This is a genomic window from Candidatus Cryptobacteroides sp. (genome assembly GCF_056207615.1).
Genome location: NZ_JBAEER010000012.1, coordinates 1 through 23,577, shown reverse-complemented (window position 1 = coordinate 23,577; position 23,577 = coordinate 1). Strand labels below are relative to the sequence as shown.

General features: G+C 53.8%; 14 protein-coding genes and 1 pseudogene. 6 read left to right on the top strand and 9 right to left on the bottom strand.

Annotated elements, in window-relative coordinates:
- Positions 1-1,361: single-stranded-DNA-specific exonuclease RecJ (recJ, locus tag AC06ND_RS00870; protein ID WP_475677108.1), on the top strand; the 1,361-nt coding region annotated here is incomplete at its 5' end.
- Positions 1,362-1,373: 12 nt separating this feature from the next.
- Here the strand turns inward: recJ and AC06ND_RS00865 are convergent.
- Genes AC06ND_RS00865 through AC06ND_RS00850 form a run of 4 tightly spaced genes read right to left on the bottom strand, consistent with a single transcriptional unit; the run spans position 1,374 to position 7,109 of the window.
- Entirely contained in the window at positions 1,374-2,603 is a 1,230-nt protein-coding gene (locus AC06ND_RS00865; protein WP_475677107.1) for an amidohydrolase, read from the bottom strand.
- A gap of 11 nt (positions 2,604-2,614) precedes the next feature.
- A complete protein-coding gene (locus tag AC06ND_RS00860; protein WP_475677106.1) occupies positions 2,615-3,616 on the bottom strand; it encodes a nucleoside kinase in 1,002 nt (333 codons plus the stop codon).
- A 25-nt stretch (positions 3,617-3,641) separates the two neighbouring features.
- Complete coding sequence (uvrA, locus tag AC06ND_RS00855; protein ID WP_475677105.1) at positions 3,642-6,440, bottom strand: excinuclease ABC subunit UvrA; 2,799 nt, start codon at positions 6,438-6,440, stop codon at positions 3,642-3,644.
- Between the two features lie 3 nt (positions 6,441-6,443).
- Positions 6,444-7,109 (bottom strand): MBL fold metallo-hydrolase, encoded by a 666-nt coding sequence (locus tag AC06ND_RS00850; protein WP_475677104.1) that lies wholly within the window; start codon positions 7,107-7,109, stop codon positions 6,444-6,446.
- A 74-nt stretch (positions 7,110-7,183) separates the two neighbouring features.
- Between AC06ND_RS00850 and AC06ND_RS00845 the strand changes: the two genes are divergently transcribed.
- From AC06ND_RS00845 to AC06ND_RS00825, 5 genes are all read left to right on the top strand, one after another.
- A complete protein-coding gene (locus tag AC06ND_RS00845) occupies positions 7,184-7,804 on the top strand; it encodes a deoxynucleoside kinase (RefSeq protein ID WP_475677103.1) in 621 nt (206 codons plus the stop codon).
- A gap of 47 nt (positions 7,805-7,851) precedes the next feature.
- Positions 7,852-9,765: an AMP-dependent synthetase/ligase gene (locus AC06ND_RS00840; protein WP_475677102.1), complete on the top strand. Its 1,914-nt coding sequence runs from the start codon at positions 7,852-7,854 to the stop codon at positions 9,763-9,765.
- A 179-nt stretch (positions 9,766-9,944) separates the two neighbouring features.
- On the top strand, positions 9,945-11,300 hold the full coding sequence (locus AC06ND_RS00835; RefSeq protein WP_475677101.1) for an MFS transporter: 1,356 nt from the start codon (positions 9,945-9,947) through the stop codon (positions 11,298-11,300).
- A gap of 10 nt (positions 11,301-11,310) precedes the next feature.
- Complete coding sequence (locus AC06ND_RS00830) at positions 11,311-13,284, top strand: 4-alpha-glucanotransferase (RefSeq protein WP_475677100.1); 1,974 nt, start codon at positions 11,311-11,313, stop codon at positions 13,282-13,284.
- An 11-nt stretch (positions 13,285-13,295) separates the two neighbouring features.
- Positions 13,296-14,123, top strand: a complete 828-nt coding sequence (locus tag AC06ND_RS00825) for an alpha-glucosidase C-terminal domain-containing protein (RefSeq protein WP_475677099.1) — start codon at positions 13,296-13,298, stop codon at positions 14,121-14,123.
- A 725-nt stretch (positions 14,124-14,848) separates the two neighbouring features.
- On the opposite strand, the gene AC06ND_RS00820 is transcribed toward AC06ND_RS00825, so the two are convergent.
- The 5 genes and pseudogenes from AC06ND_RS00820 to AC06ND_RS00800 all read right to left on the bottom strand — a co-directional run.
- Positions 14,849-18,505 carry a DUF6443 domain-containing protein gene (locus AC06ND_RS00820; protein WP_475677098.1) on the bottom strand — a complete coding sequence of 1,219 codons (3,657 nt, stop codon included), beginning with the start codon at positions 18,503-18,505 and terminating at the stop codon, positions 14,849-14,851.
- A gap of 3 nt (positions 18,506-18,508) precedes the next feature.
- Entirely contained in the window at positions 18,509-21,529 is a 3,021-nt protein-coding gene (locus AC06ND_RS00815) for an RHS repeat domain-containing protein (protein ID WP_475677097.1), read from the bottom strand.
- Positions 21,516-21,770, bottom strand: a complete 255-nt coding sequence (locus tag AC06ND_RS00810; RefSeq protein WP_475677096.1) for a hypothetical protein — start codon at positions 21,768-21,770, stop codon at positions 21,516-21,518. Before AC06ND_RS00810 ends, AC06ND_RS00815 begins: the two co-directional genes overlap by 14 nt.
- 558 nt (positions 21,771-22,328) lie before the next feature.
- Complete coding sequence (locus AC06ND_RS00805) at positions 22,329-22,856, bottom strand: shikimate kinase (protein WP_475677095.1); 528 nt, start codon at positions 22,854-22,856, stop codon at positions 22,329-22,331.
- Between the two features lie 6 nt (positions 22,857-22,862).
- Positions 22,863-23,577 (bottom strand): annotated as a pseudogene (locus AC06ND_RS00800) (hypothetical protein); the annotation flags it as partial.

The window sequence follows — 23,577 nt, the reverse complement described above, 5'->3', positions numbered from 1 at the left end:
TTTCGTACAAGGGCATAGACTGGGCCGTAGAGAACAAGTTCGACCTGATCATCACGCTCGACTGCGGCATCAAGGCCAACGAGAAGGTAGCATATGCAGGCGAGAGGGGCGTGGACGTGATCATCTGCGATCACCATCTTCCTGAGGATGAACTCCCGAAGGCTGTGGCTGTGCTCGACCCTAAGAGGGAGGACTGCAACTATCCTTTCGACGACCTGAGCGGCTGCGGCGTGGGCTTCAAGCTCGTGCAGGCTTATTCCCAGCGCTATGGCATCGACTTCGACGAGCTCAAGCCACTGCTTGACCTGCTCGTGGTCAGCATCGCGTCAGACCTCGTGAGCGTGACCGGTGAGAACCGTGTTCTCGCGCACTTCGGACTCCGTCAGCTCAACGAGAATCCTCGCCAGGGACTGCTTGCGATGATCACTCTCTCAGGACTTGACCCATCCCACATTACCATCGACGACATCGTCTTCAAGATCGGTCCGCGCATCAATGCCGCAGGCCGAATGGAGTCGGGTCGCATCGCCGTGGAACTCCTCACTGCAACGGATGAGGCAGAGGCGATGCGCATAGGAAACGAGATCAACGAGCACAACAACGAACGCAAGAACATTGACCGAGAGATAACCCAGGAGGCTCTCGAGATGGTACGCAGCGGCAACTGCCTCTCTGCGAAGAACGCGACGATAGTGTACAACCCGTCATGGCACAAGGGTGTCGTGGGCATCGTTGCATCACGTCTTGTCGAGGCATTCTACCGTCCTACCGTGGTCTTCACCAAGTCCAACGGGATGGTGACGGGATCGGCGCGAAGCGTACATGGATTCGACCTCTATGAGGCCATCGAAAGCTGCGCGGACCTCCTCGAGAACTTCGGAGGCCATCTCTATGCGGCCGGACTCACCCTTAGGGAGGAGAATCTCGCCGAGTTCTGCAGCAGGATGGAGGCACATATCGAAGGTAAGATCCTTCCTCGCATGCTGACTCCTGTCGTAAGCATAGACGCGAGGCTCAATTTCTCGCAGATCACCCCTAAGTTCTTCCGCATCCTCAAGCAGTTCCAGCCTTTCGGACCGGACAACAACGCCCCTATCTTCGTTACCGAGAACGTCTACGACAACGGCAACGGACGCAAGGTCGGCGCAGAAGGAGGTCACCTCAAGCTCGAGCTTATCCAGGAATCTCAGTACACCCAGCCCATATCGGCCATTGCCTTCAACATGTCCGATTACTTCCAATACATAAAGGCTGGCAATCCGGTAGATGTATGTTACTCTATCGTCGAGAACTACTACCGTGGAATCGCCAACCTTCAGCTTCGCGTGAAGGACCTCCGCGAGCGCGACGAGGTCATCTAGAGTTTTCTTTGATCAATAACGCCTGACGGAGGCGAGGATTTCCTCTTCGCCGGGGACGTGGCGGCCCTGCATGATGATGCGGCCGTCGCAGATGACCGTGTCGATGCAGCTGGTGTCAGCTGCGTACACCCAGTTGGAGATGAGATTGTGGTTAGGAGTCATCTTCGGATCGTCCAGACGGACGAGAAGGGCGTCCGCGAGCTTGCCTTCCTTGATCACTCCGGCGTCGATTCCGAATGCCTCAGCACCGTTGCGGGTAGCCCAATCGAGCACATCCTTTGCCGGGAGCAACTCAGGGTTGCCAGAGCTAACCTTTGCGAGGAAGGATGCGAACTTCATCTCCTCCCTCATGTCGAGGTTGTTGTTGGATGAGCATCCGTCCGTGCCGAGAGTGACCTTCGCTCCGGCCTTGACCATCGCGTCTGCCCTGAATGCTCCTGAGCTGAGCTTCATGTTCGAGCATGGGCAGTGGGAGATGGTGACCCCGTGCTTCTTGAGTATCTCGATCTCCTCGTCATCCACGTGCACCACGTGCGCGGCGATCACGTCTGGACCGAGGAAGCCGAGCTTCTCGAGGTAGCGGACAGGGGTGTCGCCGAATTCCTTGATGCTGTTCTGGACCTCCGTCGCGGTCTCGCTGACATGGATGTGGATCTTCATCCCGAGTTCCCTCGCAGTATTGGCGGCGAGCATGAGCTGGCCTGCATCGGCGGTATAGATCGCGTGCGGAGCGGCGGTGAGCTGAATCCTTCCGTTCGTGCGGTCTTTCCAGTTCTTCATGTATGCGACCTTCTCATCGCGGAGCGCAAGGGAGTGGTTGCTCATGAAGGTGACTCCGAGAGCGGCGCGGACTCCCATCTCGTCGACGGCGCGTGCGGTCTCGCCTATCTCGAAGTACATGTCCGAGAAGAATACGGTACCGGACTTTATCATCTCGAGGATGGCGAGTCTCGAACCATTGTAGATGTCCTCCGGGGTGAGCTTGTCCTCGTATGGCCAGATATACTCGCTGAGCCACTTGAAGAGCTCCATATCGTCAGCATAGCCGCGCAGCAGGGTCATGGCTGCATGGCCGTGGGTATTGTAGAACGGCGGGAGAATTGCCATTCCGCTGGCGTCGATCTCAGTTTCCGCGCTCATGCCCGAACCGGCAGGAGTGATGCTGGAGAAACGGTTGCCCTTGATGAGTATGTCCGATGGCTGTCCTTCGTGGAGGACGTTCCTGATGAGAATGTCTGACATGATGGATTGGATTAAAGAGTCTGACCACCTACGAACTCCCTCATGATCGAGGTAGGAGGGATGATGCCGATTTCCTTTGGCTGGAGAACGGTCACCTTCTCGAGGAGAGAGAGCAGCTCCTGGGCCTTTCCGAATGCAGGAGAGGTCTCCTTGATTTCGTAGAGAAGGGGCTCTGCGTAATATTTCAGAAGCGGAAGGTCATAGAGCATGGATGAGTTGAAGACCATGTCCGCATTGGCAGCGAACGGGAAGATCCACTTCTTCTCGCCGTTGCGTACGCTTGGCCAGCGGAGTATGGTTGCCTCAGGGCTGTGGCCACGGGTGCGGCTGTCGCGGATGATGCGGCGGAGAAGACGCTTGTCGGTGGTCGATCCCTGGTCGGTGTCGCTTGCCTTGAGGGCGGAGAGGGCAGAGATGTAGACCCTGAAGATCTTGTTCTGATCCACTGCATAGGTGAGTTCAGGGTTGAGGGCATGGATACCCTCCATCATCAGTATGTCGTTCGTCTCGAGCTTCAACATCTTGCCGTTGTACTCCTTCCTGCCCTCGACGAAGTTGAAGGTAGGTATCTCGACCTCCTCTCCGGAAAGGAGAGCGTTGAGGTGCTTGTTGAGGAGCTCGGTGTCCATGGCGGCGAGGCACTCGAAGTCATATTCTCCGTTCTCGTCCTTAGGGTTTAGTTCGCGGTCGTCGAAGTAGTTGTCGAGCTCGATTACCTTAGGGTTGAGTCCGAGAACCTTGCACTGCTGCGCGATGCGCAGTGAGGATGAGGTCTTGCCGCTTGATGACGGACCCGCCATCATGACAATCTTCTGGCTGCTTCTCCTCCAGAAGATCTCGTCGGCGATCTCGGCGTACTTGCGCTCCTGACGTGCCTCGCATATGTTGATGATCTCCGTTGCACGGCCGTCCTTGATTGCATCGCGGAGGTCGTCGAGATTCTTGATTCCTATCGCTTCGCTCCACTTCTCGTAGTCGATCTGAGCTGCTTCGAGTTTGGTGATGTTTTCCATGTTATCGTATGTGTTCTTTCTGTTTCTATAATAATTCTGCGAGATATGGTCCGGTCACTGATCCGGGATCCTTGGCGACCTGCTCAGGCGTGCCCTGGGAGACTATCATTCCGCCTCTCTTTCCTCCTTCAGGGCCGAGATCGATCAGGTAGTCCACGCTCTTGAGTATGTCGAGGTTGTGCTCGATGACGATCACGGTGTTGCCCTGGTCCACGAGCTGCTGCATCACTCCGAGTAGTATCTTGATGTCCTCGAAATGGAGTCCGGTGGTCGGCTCGTCCATGATGTAGAGGGTGTTGCCGGTGCCTTTCTTGCCGAGCTCGGCGGCGAGCTTCATTCGCTGGCTCTCTCCTCCGGAAAGCGTGACTGCGGACTGACCGAGGCGCACATATCCCAGACCCACGTCCACCATCGCCTTGAGCTTGTCTGCTATCTTCGGGATGTTCCTGAAGAACTCGTAAGCCTCGCTGACAGGCATCTCAAGCACGTCGTTGATGCTCTTGCCCTTGTACTTTACGGCGAGGGTGTCGTCCTTGTAACGGCGTCCGCGACACTCGCTGCAGACCACGTTCACCGACGGCAGGAAGTTCATCTCGATGACCTTGATACCTGCGCCCTTACATTCCTCGCAGCGGCCTCCGGCGACGTTGAAGGAGAACCTTCCTGCCTTGAAGCCGCGTACCTTGGCGTCAGGGGTGTCCTCAAAGAGGCTGCGAATATCGTTGAATACTCCAGTGAAGGTGGCAGGGTTGCTCCTCGGCGTCTTTCCGATAGGGGACTGGTCGATCTCGATCAGCTTGTCCAGATGCTTCACCCCGTGGATCTCCTCGTAAGGAAGAGGCTTGAGCTTGCTGCGGTAGAACTTGTTCTTGAGTATTGGCATCAGGGTCTCGTTGATGAGCGTAGACTTGCCGCTGCCTGAGACTCCGGAGATTCCGATCAGGCAGCCCAAAGGGAAGTCCACGTCCACTGACTTGAGGTTGTTTCCCGTACAGCCTTTAAGCTGGAGGATGTTTCCGTTGCCCGGCCTGCGCTGCGCAGGAATGTCTATCGAGCATTCTCCCCTGAGATATTTCAGGGTCAATGATTCGTCTTCTGCGGATACGCCTTCTTCCGTGTCCGCGGCTTTCCCGCCGCGTGAGGCTTCCATCGCAGCGGATGACGGACCGTTGTAGCATATCCTTCCTCCCTGGGATCCTGCACCGGGGCCGACGTCGATGAGCCAGTCGGCAGACTGCATGGTCTCGGCGTCATGCTCTACGACCATCACCGTGTTGCCCTCGTCGCGGAGGCTCTTCAGAGATGCGATGAGCTTGCGGTTGTCCCTCTGGTGGAGGCCGATCGAAGGCTCGTCGAGTATGTAGAGGACGTTCACCAGACGCGATCCGATCTGGGTGGCGAGCCTGATTCGCTGGCTCTCTCCTCCGGAAAGCGAGCCGGTAGGTCTGTCGAGGGAAAGGTATTCGAGTCCCACGTCGATGAGGAACCTTGTCCTTTCCTTGAGCTCCTTGAGTATGTCGTATGCGATGGTCTTCTCCCTGTTGTCGAACTTGTCGTCGAGCGAGCATATCCATTCGTGGAGGGTGCTGATCTCCATGGCCGCCACCTCGGAGATGGTCATCCCGTCGATCTTGAAGTAGCTCGTCTCCTTGTTGAGCCTGGTGCCGCCGCATATCGGACATACGACCTTGTCCTCGATGTCCTCGACTATTCCGTCGAACGCGACCATCTCCGAGAGCGAGCCTTCTCCCACGCGGAAGAGCTCGTCGGAGCCGTAGATGATATGGGCGAGCGCCTCCTCCGGAATGTCTGCGATTGGCTCATGGAGAGAGAATCCGTACTTCCTCGAGATTGCGCGTATGATGTCGAACTTGCGGCTCTCGCGCATCTTGCCGATAGGGGCGAGTCCGCCGTCTGCGATGGAGAGGCTCTTGTCGGGAACTATGGTGTCGATGTTCACGTCCACTATCATTCCCAGCCCCTTGCAGTGAGGACAGTAGCCCTGCGGGGAGTTGAAGGAGAATGAGTGCGGTTCCGGCTGCGGGAGCGAGAGACCGGTGTCCGGGCACACGAGATTCTTCGAGTAGTGTCTTACCTCCGCTGTCTCCATGTCCATCACCGCAACCGAGCCCTTACCGAAGTTGAGGGCGGATGCGACGGATTCGCGAACTCTCTTGACGTCTCCCTCCTGGGGCTTGAGCCTGTCCACGACGAGGTCCACGAAATGGACCTTGTACCTGTCCAGGGACTCTGTGGTGGCGAGGTCGGTGATCTCGCCGTCGATGCGGACATGGGTGTAGCCGCGCTTGCGAAGCTGGGCAAGGAGTTCCTTGTAATGTCCTTTCCTACCTCGTACCAGCGGTGCGAGGAGGTAGCATTTGCGCCCTGCATAGCTTTCCATGATGAGGTCCACGATCTGCTCGTCGGTGTATCGGACCATCTCCTTGCCTGTCGCAGGGGAGTAGGCCTTCGATGCCCTCGCGTAGAGGAGCCTCAGGAAATCGTATATCTCGGTGATGGTGCCGACGGTGGAGCGAGGATTGCTGCCCGTTGTCTTCTGCTCGATCGCGATGATAGGGCTGAGTCCTTCGATGCTCTCGACCTCGGGCTTCTCGAGTATGCCCATGAAGTGCTTCGCGTAGGTGGACAGAGTGTCCATGTACCTGCGCTGGCCTTCCGCGTATATGGTGTCGAACGCAAGAGACGACTTGCCGCTTCCGCTGAGTCCGGTGATCACGATGAACTCGTTCCTCGGAATGTCGAGCGAGACTCCCTTGAGGTTGTGGGCCTTCGCCCCGTGTATCTCTATGAACTTGTCACTCATCTTCTATTCTTCTTCGTACGGCTCATTGAAGGGCTGGAGGAAAGGATTCTTGGTCCTTTCGTCGGCGATGGTGGTGTATGGGCCGTGGCCGGGGAGCACGTCGACGTCCCCGTCTATCTGCATGAGCTTCTCGAGGAGGCTGCGGATGATCGCATCATAGTCTCCTCCGGGCATGTCCGTGCGTCCAATGCTTCCTGCAAAGAGGGTGTCTCCGGTGAGGATGAGCTTGGCCTTCTCTTCGTACCAGCACACTCCGCCGGGGGTGTGGCCCGGGGTTGCGATGACCTTGAAGTTCATGTCTCCCACGCTGACGATCTCACCGTCCGCAATGTCGACGGTCTCGAAGCTGCAGTCCGGCTTCGGAAGGCCGAATAGAGCTGCGGACTGTCCCTGTGCGGCGACGAGTTCCTTCTCCTGCGGTGCCATGTAGACAGGGATGCCGTAGTCCTTCGCGAGCTCGGCCACTCCGTAGATGTGGTCGAAATGGCCATGGGTCAGGAAGATCTTCTCGGGTGTGAGACCTTCTTCCCTGAAATGGTCATAGAGTTCGGCTTTCTCTTCCTTGTCGATGAATCCCGGGTCCACTACGACGCACTTTCCTGCGGCGTCCCAGAGGACTATGCAATTCGACTGGAAATCGTTGAAACGGAATATTCTGGCTCCCTTCATATCTGCTTGGACTTGTTTACTGCAAAAATACGAAATAGTTTTACTATTTTTGTCGAATTGATACAATAGAAATCATGCACGTAGCAATTGCAGGTAACATCGGCAGCGGCAAGACGACGCTCACCAAGATGCTCGCAGCCCATTACGGCTGGACTCCGAAGTTCGAGTCTGTGGACTACAATCCGTATCTCTCTGATTTTTACGAGGATATGGAAAGGTGGTCTTTCAATCTCCAGATCTACTTCCTCAACAAGCGCTTCAAGGATGTCGTTGACATCGCGAAGAGCAGTGAGGTCATCATCCAGGACAGGACCATCTACGAGGATGCACGCATCTTCGCGCCCAACCTCCACGGCATGGGCCTGATGACCACCAGGGACTTCGAGAACTATTCGGATCTATTCGACCTGATGATGTCCCTTGTCAATCCGCCTGTCCTGATGATCTATCTTCGGTCGTCTATCCCTAACATCGTTGCGCAGATCCAGAAGCGCGGCCGCGAGTACGAGAAGAGTATCAGGATCGACTATCTCACCGGACTCAACGAGAGATATGAGAACTGGGTGAAGGACTACAAGGGCAGGCTCCTCATCCTTGACGTCGACAGGATCAAGTTCGAGAACCGTCCTGAGGATTTCCAGGAGGTTTGCGACAGGATTGACGCGGAACTCTTCGGCCTTTTCCCTCAAGAGTAGGCGTGCCAACAGGAAAACACAACATTCTTACAAAAACAGACTATAAGATGACAGAAAGACTTACCATCGTCCAGTTCGTGGAGAAATACTGCGAAAAGTACGCTCAGAACACTTTCCTTCGCGAGAAGGTTGACGGCGTGTGGACAGAGACAACATTCAGCCAGACCAAGGCGCAGGCGTATAGGATAGCAGCTGGCTTCATGTCCCTTGGCCTCCAGAAGGGAGACAAGGTATGCCTTCTCTCGGAAGGACGCAATCTTTGGATTCTCGGCGAGCTCGGAATCCTCTATACAGGCGCGGTAAACGTTCCGCTTTCGGTAAGCCTCGACGAGAATGAGCTTCTCTTCAGGATCAACCATTCTGAGGCCAGATATATCTTGGTTTCCCGCAACCATCTCTCGAAGGTGCGCAAGACCCTCGACCAGTGCCCTGCACTCGAGAAGGTGATCGTCCTCGATGAGCTTGACTCATACCAGGACAAGGAGATCTGCATCAACGAGGTGGCGAAGCTCGGAGACGCATTCCTCGCTGAGCACAAGGACGAGTTCGTCGCAAGGTACACATCCATCCTTCCAGACGACTACGCTACCATCAGCTACACCTCAGGTACCACTGCAGACCCTAAGGGTATTCTCCTTACCCACCGCAACTATACCGCGAACGTAGAGCAGGCATCTACCGCAATCACCATCCCACCTGATTACGTGATGCTCATCATCCTCCCTCTCGACCATTGCTTCGCACATGTCGCAGGATTCTACATCATGATGTATTCGGGCGCTTCTATCGCGACCGTTCCAGCAGGAAAGGGCGGTATGGAGGCTCTCCGCAACATCCCTATCGCAATCAAGGAGATCCGTCCGCACGTGATGCTCTCAGTTCCTGCACTCAGCAAGAACTTCAAGAAGGGTATCGAGGCCGGAATCAAGAAGAAGAGCCCTACCATCCAGAAGCTCTACGACTTCGCTGTCAAGAACGCTATCGCATACAACAAGGAGGTCTACAACGCCGGCGGTATCCTCAACTGGTGGAGAAAGCCTCTCATGGCCCTCTTCGACAAGCTCGTGTTCCAGAGCGTTCGTGAGGCAGGCTTCGGCGGACGCATGAAGTTCTTCGTAGGCGGCGGTGCGCTCCTCGACATCGATCTCCAGAGATATTACTACGCCATCGGAGTCCCTATCTTCCAGGGTTACGGACTCAGCGAGGCAACTCCTATCATCTGTGCTAACTCTCCTGTCCGTTACGTGATGGGCTCTTCCGGCCGTCTCGTGCAGCCTATGGAGTGCAAGATCTGCGACAGTGACGGAAACGAGGTTCCTGCCGGTCAGCTCGGCGAGATCGTCGTGAAGGGCGAGAACGTGATGGCTGGTTACTGGAAGAATCCTAAGAGTACGGCCGAGACCGTCAGGGAAGGCTGGCTCCACACCGGAGACATGGGTTATATCTGGCCAGAGGATCATAGGATTCTCTACGTGGTCGGCCGCTTCAAGGCTCTCCTCATATCTTCAGACGGAGAGAAGTATTCTCCTGAGCTCATGGAGGAGTCATACGTCGAGGGCTCAAAGTACATCGACGGTGCAGTTCTCCACAACAGCCAGGATCCTTACACCATCCTTCTCATGGTTCCTAACAAGGATGCACTCAAGGAGTACATCAAGGAGAAGTTCCCTACCCTCGATATCGAGTCTGCAGAGGCAAAGGACAAGATGCTTGCAAAGCTCGGCGAGGAAGTGAACATGTTCCGCAAGGGTGGCAGCCATGCCGGTCAGTTCCCTGAGAAGTGGCTCCCGGCAGCTACGGTTGTGCTTCCTGAGCCTTTCACCGCAGCAAACGGTCAGCTCAACAGTACCTCTAAGGTAGTCCGCAGGAAAGTGGAAGAAGCTGCTGCTCAGGCAATGGCATATGCTTACACTCCTGAAGGAAAGAATATCGTCAATGAACTTAATCGTAAGTCGCTCTAAAAATTTTTAACCAAAAACTTGGATTTTGGTTTTAAATCTTTAACTTTGTCCTCGGACATGTGAAAACTCTTTTCCTTGTCTATTTGTTAAGTTCGTTTTATATACGAAGCCGGTTCCTTGGGGAGGGGACCGGCTTTTTTCATATATTTTATTACTTTTGCACGCGTAATTGAAGTGGAATGAATCTATTATCGATATATAAGGTCAGCCTTCCGTCTGCAGAAAAGGTTCCTGCAGACAAGGAGAAGGAAGTGTACCGACAACTCAGGAACAGGACTTTCTGGGGAGCCTGCACGGCCTACAGTCTCTATTATGTGTGTCGCCTGGCGCTCAGCGTGGTCAAGCAGCCTCTTATCGACGGCGGAGTGCTCAGCGCAAGCCAGCTCGGTCTGATAGGCTCTGCGATGCTCTTCGTATATGCCATAGGCAAGTTCATGAACGGTTTCGTCGCGGACTACTGCAACATCAGGAGGTTCATGGCGACCGGACTCCTCGTGTCGTCCCTGATAAATCTCCTGCTCGGCGGACTCGGATATGCCTCGGATATCATCACCATACCTTCCTTCGCTCTCATGCTGCTCTTCGCGATCCTCTGGGGTGCGAACGGCTGGGCTCAGTCGATGGGATCGGCACCGGCGGTGATCAGCCTTTCGAGGTGGTTCCCTCTCAAGGAAAGGGGAACGTGGTACAGCATACTGAGCTCTACCCCTTACCTGGGCGAGTTCCTTACCTTCAACCTTCTGGGCTTCCTCGTGGCGAAGCTCGGATGGGAGTCGTGCTTCATCGTGTCGTCCGTGATTGGAATGATCGGCGCGGCAATAATCATCATCTTCGTCACCGATACTCCCGAAAGCCGTGGGCTCCGCTCGATCCAGGAGCTTTCTGACGAGGCAGTGACCACCGAGGACAAGGAGAAGGTCAGCATACTCCAGAAGAAGGTGCTGCTCCATCCGGGCATCTGGGTGATCGCTCTTTCCAGCGCCTTCATCTACATCACCAAGTACGCGCTTTCCGGTTGGGGAGTGCTCTTCCTCCAGAAAGCAAAGGGCTTCAGCCTCGAGTCGGCGACGCAGATCATCGCATGGTCGGCAGCATCCGGCGTACTCGGAACTATAGCTGCTGGTTGGCTCTCGGACAAGGTCTTCAAGGGTGACAGGGCGAAGCCGGCCCTTCTTTCCGGCTTCATCGGAATGGCATCTCTCGCAGGCTTCCTCTTCCTTGAAGGTGGCTATGCGATGAACATAGTTTACGTTTCTCTCTTCAGTCTCGCGGTCGGGGTCCTCTACTGCATCGTGGCAGGTCTCATGGCACTGGACATCGTCCCTCGCAAGGCTACCGGCGCGGCACTCGGTATCGTCGGTATCTCGAGCTACGTGGCTGCAGGAATACAGGATGTGGTCAGCGGCTATCTGATCGAAGGCTATCAGGCTATCGACGGAAGCTACGACTTCGTTCCCGTGTCCATATTCTGGCTTGTGGCAGCGTTCCTTGCGTTCGTGCTTCCGGTTGTGAACTGGAAGAGGTTGAAGAAATAAGGCGAAAAGAATGAAAATCAATTTCAGCATAGAATATTGGACCCGTTGGGGCGAGAACCTCGTCCTCCGCTCGGGAGACAGGGCCTTTCCTATGGGCTATGTCGCAGACGGGATATGGTCGGTAGACGTCGAGGCTTTCACCCTCTTCGGAGATAAGGAATCCGTGGAATACTTCTACGAGGTCGTGACCGACGGCCTCTCGACTAGGCACGAGTGGCGTGCCCATACACTCGACCTGAAGACCGCGAAGGCTTCGGTCAGGGATACATGGTCGGACATCCCGGGATGGAAGGGGGCCGGTACCGCGATTCCGGTATTCGCCCTGCGTACGGCGGATGATTTCGGCGTGGGCGAGTTCAGGGACCTCAAGAAGCTCGTGGACTGGGCCCAGAAGACAGGCCAGACACTCATTCAGATTCTTCCGGTGAATGATACCACCATGACCGGGGACTGGATGGACTCATACCCGTACAATGCCAATTCCACCTTCGCCCTCCATCCTCAGTTCCTTCATCTCCAGGACCTCGGAATCGAGGAGGACGAGGAGTTCAAGGCTCTCCAGAAGGAACTCAACTCTCTCGAGAAGATTGACTATGTGAAGGTGAACCAGGCCAAGAACCGTTACCTTCGCAAGGCTTTCGCAGCCAGCGGTGCGGCAGTGGCAAGGAGGAAGGCATACAAGGATTTCGTTGAGGCAAACAAGAGCTGGCTCATCCCTTATGCTGCCTTCTGTGCGCTCAGGGACGAGTACAAGACTGCAGAATTCTCGAGATGGGGTGACATGGCAGTATATACTCCTGCGAAGGTCCAGGTCTACTGCGACGCGAACAAGAAGGAGATCGCGTACCACTGCTTCGTGCAGTACCACCTCGATGCGCAGTTCCGCGAGGTGAGGAACTATGCCCATGCCCATGGCGTCTTCCTCAAGGGAGACCTCCCTATAGGAGTGAGTCGTACCAGCGCGGATGCATGGCAGAATCCAAGGCTCTTCAACATGGATTCGCAGGCAGGTGCTCCGCCTGATGCCTTTGCGGTGGATGGTCAGAACTGGGGCTTCCCGACCTACAATTGGGAGGAGATGGCCAAGGATGACTATGCTTGGTGGAAGGGACGCCTCCGCAAGATGAGCGACTATTTCGATGCATTCCGCATCGACCACATACTCGGATTCTTCCGCATCTGGGAGATTCCTATGCCTATCAAGAGCGGCCTCGAGGGACATTTCAACCCTGCGATGCCGTACTCGGAGGAGGAACTCAGGGAGATGGGATATGCTGAGAAGATGGAACTTTTCATCGAAGATCCTCATAGACCGGGATGGTATCATCCCCGCATCGTTGCCCAGAAGGAGCTCGGCGATCTCTACAATGACTTCTTCTACTACAGGCACAACGATTTCTGGAAGGAGACTGCGCTCAAGAAGCTTTCCGCTCTCCTGGGATCGACGAACATGCTTGCTTGCGGCGAGGATCTCGGAATGATTCCTGCGTGCGTGCCGGAGGTGATGGCTCGTCTCAACGTGATATCGCTCGAGATCCAGCGCATGCCAAAGGAATATGGCGTGGCTTTCGGTAATCCGGCGAAGTATCCGTATGCCTGCGTCTGCACCACCTCAACCCACGACATGAACCCTATCAGGGCATGGTGGGAGGAAGACAGGGAACTCACTCAGCGTTTCTACAACGAGATGCTCGGGATGGATGGCGATGCACCGGCAAGCTGCGACGAGAAGATATGCCGAATGATAATCGAGCAGCATCTCGCTTCTCCGGCAAAGCTCGTGATACTCCCTCTCCAGGACTGGCTTGCGCTCGATGCGAAGCTCTGCTATGACGGTCCTGTGGAAGACGAGAGAATCAACATCCCTGCGATCTGCCCATACAACTGGAGGTACAGGATGCATATCTGCATGGAGGATATCCTTGCGTCGGATGGTTTCAACAAGATGGTTTCGGAGCTCATCGCGGCTTCCGGACGATGCTAGACAGAGATACTATGAAACGGATTGCCTCATTCTTTGCCCTTGCGCTTCTTGCGCTGGGATGCTGCAGGAATTCTGCGGACGTGATATATGAGATGGATGTGCGTCAGTTTACCCAGGAAGGAACCTATGCCGCAGCCGTGGCAGAGCTGCCTCGGCTGAAGGATCTCGGTATCGACATTCTGTGGCTCAGCGACAGGCGTGCGGACAGCGACAGCCTGGAAGCCTTCGACGCCGCAGCCCGTAAGCTGGGTATGAGGACCGTGATCGCATGGAACTATAGCGAATCCTTCGACCACGACGTCAGGCTGGGACGAAGCTTCTATTCCCTGACGAAAGACCCGGTTCTTGACAGCGCGGCGGTTTCCGCCTTGAGCGCTTTCGTCATTTCCGAGGCGTCCCGTTATCCTGACCCAGCCCGTGCGATACTGTATACCGAAGACAGGTCAGATGTGGCTGCTGAGGGTCTTGGCAGTCTTGAGGACAATATGGCGATGCTCTCCTTCACCCTTCCTCAGGGACATCCTATGATTGCCTTCGGACAGGACACCACTTACGATTACAGGCCGTTGACGACTATACGTCACCAGCGTCCTTCGCTCAGGCAAGGTGACTTCACCATACTTGAGGACCAGTGGGTACCTGACGGAGTGTTCGCTTTCACGAGGTCGCTCAAGAAAGAGCAGGTACTTGTCATGGCAAATTTCACCGATACTTATCTCACCTGCGCTCTTCCTGAGGAGATGACTTGGGAGGATGCCGTGAGCGGTGAGGCTCTCGAGGATGAACTCATCTGCCCCGTCCTCGAGCCGTGGGGCTGGAGAATCCTGGTCCGTAGATAGAATCCAGGGTGCTTCCGTTTGTGCATTTGTTGTTACTGATGTCAACAATATGAACGACGATACAGGATACAGTTTCAATCGATCTGTATACGTGTGTGTTTTTTCATTATGACATAACAAAACCCCGAAAGTTAGAAAAAACTTTCGGGGTACATGTCAAATTCTGGACTTGCTTTTCTTATATCCTCAAGTCCTCGCAGAGGTGCTTATGTTAGCCGTCCGCAGGTGTATATGAACAATAGTGCTCTCGAATATTTCACAATCACCATTAGAAGCATCATGCATGATCTTGGCATCATTGGGGAGAAAACGTTGTGAGCGCATATTCTCTATAACTCGTACCTATCTGTATTCGCACACAATCCACCCCAAGGCTAATGGACTTAATTAGTTGCTTTGACTTTTTGGAATCCTGCAACCAAAGTTCTTCTGGAAAATCTTCCATGACATATATCCAATCCGTCTTTGCGAAAGACTTACACAATAAGTCAGTCACAACAACAGAAAAACACTGTTCTTGCATATCATTCTCATACAGAAATAGAACTGAACCCTTCCGCGGACCGACTCTCCTAACATCTGATATTAGTTCACTGTAAAGGTCATGCACCTCCCCACCATCATATAAAGAGCTAATCGGCCAAAATTTGCTCTTAAGATCTTGCGTTAATTGGTAGTTGGTGCCGCAGGACACACATAACATATGGGTTATTAATAATAGGACACTAATTAATGTCCATTTTCGTTTGAGTTCCATTTTTTTCAATTTTTATGACTCCCACTGAGGTTTGGGGTTTTCTTTGAGGGTCCTGGGAAACAAATTTAGTATCAACAAGCTCATTGGGGTCGATTTTACCTTTCAATCCTAAAGCATTATTCGGTTGACTCCGGACTTCAAAATGTAAATGCTCCTCACTAATGGTTTGCCCTGCTGCATTTCCCGTTTTACCAGACAGTGCAACCACATCTCCTTCTGAAACAGAGTCACCCTCTTTCACAAAAGTATCAGACAAATGCGCATAAAATGAATATAACACGGTCTTGTCATCTAGTTCATGTTTAATTGTGATAGTAGTCCCGTAGCTAGGATGACCATCGCTGACTTGGTATACCACTCCTTCTTTCACTGCCATGACATCTGTTCCAACTGGCGCCGAATAATCAAATCCTTGATGAGTTCTAAGCTCTCCCTTGTACAAACGAATATTTTCGCCGTATAAATTACTTGCTCTATTATGCCGTATGGTTGGATTCTTAACAGGATCTCCTATTATCCTGCCATCCGGATCCACGAAGTTGATCGGATTCCCCGCGCAGTAGGAGTAAGGGCTGATCCCCGGATACTTCTCCGCGAGAGGGTCCACAGTAGTCCATCGTCCCAGGAAGCTGTCGTACTGCCTTGCGCCGAAGTCAAGCCAGCCCGTACCTCCCAGAGGCTGAATCTCCTTGCCCGCAAAGCGCCACCTGTTGCTGTTCACCGTTGGTATCGAGCTGTCCTGGTGCCTCTCGCCGAACGGATAGTAATCGTTTCTCTCGACGACATTGCCGCTTCCGTCGGTGACCACTCTTGTGTTACCAAGGTGATCCCTCGTGAAGTACCTCACGCCGCCGCTCTGGATTACTCCGCCGTCGAACACGCTGCTCTCGAAGCTGAGGTTCGAGCCCAGCTGGATCATGCCCACGCCGCCGAAGCTCAGGTATCCGTAAATCGTCGATGACGAGGTGCCGATGTTCTGAGTGACTCCCAGCCTCGTCCCGTCTGCCAGGTACGAATACTCCGTCGTCGTGATACCGCTGCCCGGAGGACCCATGGTCTTCCTCGGGAGACCGGTCTCGCCGTACTGAACCGCGATGCCGCCCAGCCTGCCGTCGGAGGTCATCCTTCCAGAGCCGTCATGGCCGTAAGACCATGTCCCGCCCGAATGGGATACCGCCGCGAGACGGTTGCCGGTGTAGCTTAGGTTCAGCGCATCGAGTACGCTTCCCGACACTCCGTGTCTTGTCAAAGATCTGAGGTTGCCGTTCCTGTCGTAGGTGATGCCCTTCTCGGCCCAGCTGTCAGTGCCGGGGAGGCTCGCCTCCGTCAGTCGCCAAAGGTAATCATAACTGTAGTCATAATCAAGAGTTCCCGACGATGACATCCCGCTTCCGTTGCGGCTGTCCGCGCCCGAGATCATTCCGCTGTACAGAGGATGAGAATTCCCATCTGCAGTTTCCGGGTCGTCCCAGTACCTCATCGTCTCCCTGAACAGGGTGTCACGGCTCGAGTCCAGGGCAGAGATCTCCTTCAGCCAGCCCTGGACAGTGTAGGTCCTCGACTCGCTGACACCGTTGCCGTAGGTCACTTCGGAAAGTCTGCCTATTCCGTCGTACGAATACGACACGGTCGCCTCTGGGAGGCTGTTCACCTGCACCGCTTCCGTGAGCACGCGACCACGGTTATCATAGGAGTAGGTCACGGTCCTTGACTGCGTGGACGCCTTCTTGTACGATGACGAGAAAGAGTGCTGCTCGCTGATCTGCAGAGGCTGCCCCCTGAAATCATAACTAGTGCTGATTCTGCTTATTCCGCCTGACTGGTTACGTTCCACCGTTTGGATGAGACGGCCCTTGCCGTCATAGTAGAAGGCTCGTTCCACATAGCCGTTCGAAGATGTGCTGCTGACGCTCTCGTCAAGCATCCACACTTTCTCGTAGACCTTCAGATTGTTCGTATTACCGGACTCGCCGCTGACGACGCCCGTCACTGCAGAGAAGGCAAGGGTGGAAGGAACGGTAAACGTTGCTGTCGATGTCGTGCTGGTGCCTGTCCTGTATTTGTAGTTCCCATATCTCGCCTGATAGAGCTGCTTCACGAGAGTGAAGCTGCCGATCGAGGTGTATGGCTTCCTGTAGTCAGCGCCGACGCTGCCGGCATGGCTCGGGTATGGATAGGAGTTCGGGGCTGGGGTCGTGTCGTAGTTCGCCTGAATGGATTCCCTTGAAGATGTGCTGCTCACCACCGTACTCTCGATTTCCCTGCCGAGGTTGTCGTACACGTGATATATCCAGCGGTTCTGGACATGGAGGGTCGAATCCCTCTCCAGGACCAGTCTGTCACCCCTGTCGTACACGTAATCCTCCCATCCGCAGCCGGGAAGCCTCCTACCGGTCAGCCTGCCGTAGCCGTCGTATCTGTAGACCGTCGTCCACTTCTTCGCCACGTCTCCGCTTTCCGTATAGAGGGCCTCCGGACCAATGAGGGCCGAGCCCTCGGGACTGATGACCCACAGCGGGCGACCTGCACCGTCATAGACCGTGTAGGTGTCAGCATACGGAACGTATTCACCGGAAGGGTCCTTATCGTAGACCCTCGAGAGAATGACCTTGCCCTCCGAGTCCGTGAAGGTCGCGCTTCGCCTGCCGTCCTCGTCGGTGGTCACCGTCTTCTGATAGCCGGCCACGTACGGGGAGGGGTTGGTCGGTACCGTGATGCTCCTCGTGGACGGGTCGTAGACTATCCTCTTCACCTGATCCGCCGAGGTCGAGATGCCGTACTCCGTCACGGACTTCCTGTCCGCGGTGCTGTGGGCGAGGCCTGGCTTGCGGGACGACACCTTCCTGTTCAGAGAATACGAGTCGAACACGTTCTCCGAGAAGGCATGGCCGCTCTCCTGCGCGCCGTAGGTGGAAGAGTACCTGGACGCGGAAGTCGCGTTCGAGGTGAACACTCCCGTGCTCACGGTCGACTCGAAAGGAAGCCATTCCCTCGCGTCGCCTCTCAGACAGTCGTCGTAGGTCACGGGCGTGATGATGCTCCTTCCGCGACCTGAGGCGGCGCTGCTCACCGACTGCTCAGGGAGGCCGAGGCCGTTGTAGTAGACGATGTCGCTCACGTAATCTGACGAACCGGTACCGAAGTAACGGCGCGTCTCGACCCAGTTCCTGTCATTGCTGGTGATGCTCTGAGGGGGAATCTGGATGATGTCCGACGTGACCCCGCCGCCGCTCACACGGACGCGGAGCATGTCTCGCAATTCCGGAAGCGCGGGGAACGTCAGCACGAAAGATACAGAAGGCATACCGGCACCGGTGTTAGTGGTGTATCTGTTTATGTTCACCGTTATGCCCGAGCCTGAGAGTGCCGAACTAATGCGGCTAAGCAGTTGTGACTGTGTGTATGGGATACCGGTCCACCAGAAGGCCACCTGAACTGTACCTCCAGAGTCGCTCACATACTTGTCCGGCACGGCACTGCCGTCGTAGCTCTCGCAAGCATTCGTGAAATGGATCTCGTAGTCCGGGACGATGTCAACTGCCGGGGCCGCCCCGAGGGCACGCCCCGTCAGAAGACCGACGACGAGGCATGCTATGAATGATATTCTAAGTATATGGTTTTTCATATTCTATTCTGTTATTATGTTATAGTGATATTCTTCGACCTTATCGGCGTCTGTATCCTTGACCGACACAAGACGGCCGTAGTCGTCATAGTCGTAGGTCGCCTTCCTACCGTCAGGGCCTCGCTTCTCGGTGACACCCACGAAAGGAAGATACTTCCACGTGGTGACTGATGCACCGGGAATGGACCGGACCCTCGGCTCCTGATCTCCCACAAGACCCGACCATCCCAAGTCAGCCGTCAGGATGATACCAGAAGACGAGAAAGACTGTATTGTACAGTTCGCAATCAGGGCGACAGGGTACAGACCGCCGTAACCCCACAGCAGCAGAGACTGGATGCCGTTGGAGTCGGTCACCGCGCATGGACGGCCCAAGGAATTATAGACATCATAAGACAATACAGTCTTAATCTGAAGGTTCCTGGCCTGACTGCGCACGGTATACCATGTAAAAGGGGAAGGGGTAGATACGGGAACGACGAGCTTTCCTTCTGATGCCTTTACGAACATACGCAAGGTGCCGGTATCGAGAGTTTTGTACCGAACATTCGTGGCAGACACTATGCTTTCCAACCCATCACTGCCAAAAGTCTCCACCACGCAGATAGGTTTTGCAATCCTTCCGGAATCTGCCATCTGCCGTTCTACGGTGCTGTTCGACAGCGGAGCATCCTGAGGATAGTACATATATGTTTTGTGCACTCTCTGGTCCTGGCCGACGATTGCCCTCGTCATAAGTTGGTGCCTGTCATTATATGTGTTGGAGACCAGCACTTCGGAGCCGTCAATCGCTGTCCTACATGTCGCAACGGAGCGGTCGCTAAGGTAGTTCCTGAGAATGTATGCATTCTCGGTCGAGAAATGGACGCTACCTGTGTACTGACCTCCGTCACCGACATAAGTCATTTCTTCAACCTTGACGATATCCCCATGATTGTCACTTGTCTCCCTCCTGGTGAGAAGACCACGCATAAGGTAGCGGGATGAATAGGACATCAGGAGATTACCGCTATGCGAAGGATAGATTACGCTTGGGTGAGGAATGGTTCCGTGTGTTCCGTCGATGACAGCCTCATCTATGTCTTCGGTCTCGTCCGGAGTGTCAGCATAGCTGCTGAAATACGACATCTGGCATGAACCGTCACCATAGGTTTCAGTCACCTTTGAATATTCAATATACGTCTGATCCATAATATATGACGGAATCGAACTGGATACGATGTTTTTATAGTAGCTGAGTCCTGCCCCTGCCACAAACAACACCTGAGAGTATCTCGGATAGTTCAGCATGATTCCCGAGCTTAAATCCCCGTCTGTATAGGAATAAGTACGCTCGGACTCCACGCCGTCTGATGCATGGTCGACAATCCTTCGTATTCTCAGACCTCCCGCCTCCGTAGGCGAGTCTGACGGGGTGCCAAGAACCGGCTTGCCATAATTCACACTGGAACTTGATTCAACCCTCCGAGAATAGTAATGTGGTTCATATTCGTACTCCGTATATCCGCCCGCAGGATAATACAGACTCTCCAGCATGCCGTAGACGGACTTCGAGGCATCCGGTGAACGACGGTTGCCCTGAACGGTTTCTCGATAATCGTCCTCAAGCACAACATCGGGAAGTAGACCGGTCGGGGAAGACTCGGGATTTGAATTGTAGTAGCCCCAATGATCTATGCACGCGGTACCCTGATATGGGAACTCGGAGTCCTCCGAATGATAGGCCATCCTGTAATGGCCGCTCCCTTCGACATGGACGTCTTTCAGGAGCAAAACCGGATTTCCATGTGTGTACGAATACCCAAGGGCACAGTGAAGAAGAGAATGAGGGATCGATGAAACACCATCATGATAGGTGACGGACACAGCTTCCAATCTCTTTGGAGTTGACAAGCGTCTGGTCACATTGGCCATTTTACCAATCTCCGGGCATCTGTTTCCGTATGTGAAGGAAATCACGCAACCACCATCAATCTCGATGGAGTCAAGGCGTGGGATGTAGCTCTTCTGAATATTATAACCTACAAAGCCACCTGATGCAGAGGCTGAATAATGTCCGCGAAGATGCTTTCTGCCTCCAGTGTCGTAGTCCACAGAATATCTGTCCCTTGAGGCATAGGGTCCGACGTTCTCCAGAGCATATTCGATGCCTGCCGAATAGTTGTATGTTGCAATCCTACCATTGGGAGCAGTGATTGAGACCAGGTACCAGCTGTCAGAACGTTCATCATCGCTGCTCTCATCTGCGCTGATTCCCCCAACCGGATTTCCATCCAGGTCATGCTTCATGAATGAATGTGAAAATGAGTTGTCCGTTGAGTCAAAACCACCGAACACATATCTATAGCCGTCACCGGTGAGTATGGTGATTTTCGAGTTGTTTGTCGATCTGTCATACTCGTCTAGAATCACCTTGTACTCACCAGACGGCCCGTTCGTGTCATATACGATGACATTTTTCGAATCACCGATCACGAATTTGCCGGAATGGCCAGGGAAGGAGAACATGTAGATGTCCGACTCTGTCTCGTAGAAACTGTCTCCCTCTGAAAAATACGCCAGTTCCTGAGTCCCATCTATGGCTCTCTCTAACAGAGGAAGCCTGACTTGATCCTTGACATACTTCCAATATCCTAAGACTGAATGATTATCTATGGACTGACTTCCATTGTCTTTGATTCCTCTCACGCGTCGCGTAATGCAGCCACCACAGTTGAGAGTCCAGCCCAGTCCCACGAAGTTCGCCTGCACGTTGGGCATGTATCCGTTGGACGAATAAGACAGGAATACGGGGATCTCGAATTCCGGGTCCTTGTAGGTGTAGATTGGAATCTCTGCACGTACCGTGCCCGTGTAGAGGTCTGGAGTCTGGCCTCCATATTTGATGAACGACCATGTCTGAGGTTCAGGCATCATATATTCGTCAAGAATCTTTGACTGAGCATATGCATCAGGGCCGACATATAAGGACATCGCCGATAGCAATACGACGATTACAATTAACAATTTTTTACTCTTCTTCATCAGTAAAACTCTTTTGAGTGTTAATACTAGGTTTCCAGATATCCATCACACTGTCCAGGCCTAAAAGTGCCGTGGAAGCATAGATGAACACGTTCACCATCTCTGGGGCCTGACGGTCCCAGACGGTGCACATTATCAGCACGGCTGAACACACGAGCCAGCCGAGCAGTCCGCATAGCCTCTTGCTTGAGAGGCTCCCCCTTTCAGCGGATAGGAGTGATGTGAAGATTGTTTTCTTCATACTCGATGATGTTTATGCACATACCTTCCCCAGAACGGGTCAGAGTATATACGGTTCATACTGTCCCGGCAAAACCGGGATGACTATTGCCGAAGTCCCCCTTTAGCGAGGACGGTCGGCTGGTATGTGCATAGCGTTTCGGAAGGTGACTCTTGGATATTTTGTTAAGAATCACTACATTTGAAGCGCTATTGCAGCGCGCGGGGGCGACTGATCCCTGCAATTTCTAGTCTTTAGCACTCAAATGGAGCTCGCTTCCGCCAAGATTTGTGCTCCATTTTTTTGTGCCCTGATCTTTTCTACATCATAGGCTCAAATCTTTTCTTGTTTGTTTTATTCTTACGACTACAAAGGTACGGATGCATATTTAAATATTGCAACAGTTCTCGCGATAAAAGTTTTCAACAATTGCAACTATTGTTTGTTAAGTGCCTGATGGTTAAAGTTATAAACACTTATTTAATTTAGAATATTTCTAAATTAAATAAGTGTTTATAACTATTTTGTTAAATATTTGAATTTAGATACACCCTCAAAAATGTGGAGGAGTAAATCCTGTTAGATACTCAGATATTCCTGGATCTTGTGGGCGAGGGTAGGGACATTGCGTCCGTCTATCAGGAGGACCTTGTGCGCGGCCGCTTCATAGATAGGAGATCTCTTCTCCATCATATCTTCTATTCCATTGCCAGCGAGAAGCGGGCGAGTCTTTGCGGCCTCCTCGAGGCTTCGTCCTCCTAGAAGGTGGGTACGTATCGTAGATGCTGAACCCTTGAGATATATGCACTGAGTGCGGTCCTGGACCATCTTCAGACACTCGGGAGTCGTCACCGCACCTCCGCCGAGAGAAAGGATCAGTGACTTTCCGTTGCTTTCATAATCGTCCAGCACCTTTTCCAGGCAATCCCGCTCTATCTTTCTGAATGCAGCCTCTCCTTCGGTTGCGAAGATCTCAGGAATAGGGCGTTGCTGGTCGTTTACGATATAGTCATCCAGGTCGAGGAAATCATATTGAATCAGCGTCGAAAGATATCTTCCGACGCTGGTCTTTCCACTTCCCATGAATCCTGTGAGACTTACTATCATGGTATACTAGAATAAGGTGAGTTCTCCGTCGATGTTGAGGTCGAGAGGCTCATCGTCGCCAGGCTCCTCCGGCTTCTGCTCCTCCAGAGGCTTCTCCGGAAGGTTCTCAAGGAGAGGATTCTTTCCGACTACCTCCGGCTCGATCTCTTCAGCCGCAAGATTCTCCGGCTCTACGTCCTCTGCCTCCTCAGGCACGATGTCGTCCTCAGGCTTGTGGAGCGGCTCCACGAAGTACGCCTTCTTGAGATCCATCGGGCTGGCCTTCTTTCCCTTCGCTGTGAGACCCTTCCTTGCGATGAACTCCTCCGCGTCGATCTTCTCTGGCTCGCGGTGCTCCCACTTGCCGTCGAATACGATCTCGATCTGCGGATGCCTGTCATCGCTGATCTCGATAAGGCGTGAGCCCTTTCCTGCGCTGATGAAGGATACCGGGTTGTTGTCGCTGACCTCGAAGCCGAACCTCTTGATGTAGTAGCACTTCGCCTCGCCGTCCCAGTAGATGACGGTGTAGGTCTTCGATGTGTCGAGCTTCTCGAGGCGGATAAGGTCACCCTGGTACTTCGCACTGAGGTCGAAACCAGTGGTATAGTAGGTTCCGTCCTTGAATACTGCGAGGATATGGTCATCACCGTTGAACTGTCCGAGATGGCGGCCACGGCCGTCCTCGTTGAGCCTCTGGATGTCCTCGTCGAACCAGATGTCCTTTCCTCCGATGGTAGAG

Coding starts and splice junctions, on each gene's coding strand:
- uvrA (WP_475677105.1), bottom strand. CDS start 6,440: ATGAGTGACAAGTTCATAGAGATACACGGGGCGAAGGCCCACAACCTC.
- AC06ND_RS00815 (WP_475677097.1), bottom strand. CDS start 21,529: ATGAAGAAGAGTAAAAAATTGTTAATTGTAATCGTCGTATTGCTATCG.
- AC06ND_RS00850 (WP_475677104.1), bottom strand. CDS start 7,109: ATGAAGGGAGCCAGAATATTCCGTTTCAACGATTTCCAGTCGAATTGC.
- AC06ND_RS00820 (WP_475677098.1), bottom strand. CDS start 18,505: ATGAAAAACCATATACTTAGAATATCATTCATAGCATGCCTCGTCGTC.
- AC06ND_RS00810 (WP_475677096.1), bottom strand. CDS start 21,770: ATGAAGAAAACAATCTTCACATCACTCCTATCCGCTGAAAGGGGGAGC.
- AC06ND_RS00845 (WP_475677103.1), top strand. CDS start 7,184: ATGCACGTAGCAATTGCAGGTAACATCGGCAGCGGCAAGACGACGCTC.
- AC06ND_RS00865 (WP_475677107.1), bottom strand. CDS start 2,603: ATGTCAGACATTCTCATCAGGAACGTCCTCCACGAAGGACAGCCATCG.
- AC06ND_RS00805 (WP_475677095.1), bottom strand. CDS start 22,856: ATGATAGTAAGTCTCACAGGATTCATGGGAAGTGGAAAGACCAGCGTC.
- AC06ND_RS00840 (WP_475677102.1), top strand. CDS start 7,852: ATGACAGAAAGACTTACCATCGTCCAGTTCGTGGAGAAATACTGCGAA.
- AC06ND_RS00835 (WP_475677101.1), top strand. CDS start 9,945: ATGAATCTATTATCGATATATAAGGTCAGCCTTCCGTCTGCAGAAAAG.
- AC06ND_RS00830 (WP_475677100.1), top strand. CDS start 11,311: ATGAAAATCAATTTCAGCATAGAATATTGGACCCGTTGGGGCGAGAAC.
- AC06ND_RS00825 (WP_475677099.1), top strand. CDS start 13,296: ATGAAACGGATTGCCTCATTCTTTGCCCTTGCGCTTCTTGCGCTGGGA.
- AC06ND_RS00860 (WP_475677106.1), bottom strand. CDS start 3,616: ATGGAAAACATCACCAAACTCGAAGCAGCTCAGATCGACTACGAGAAG.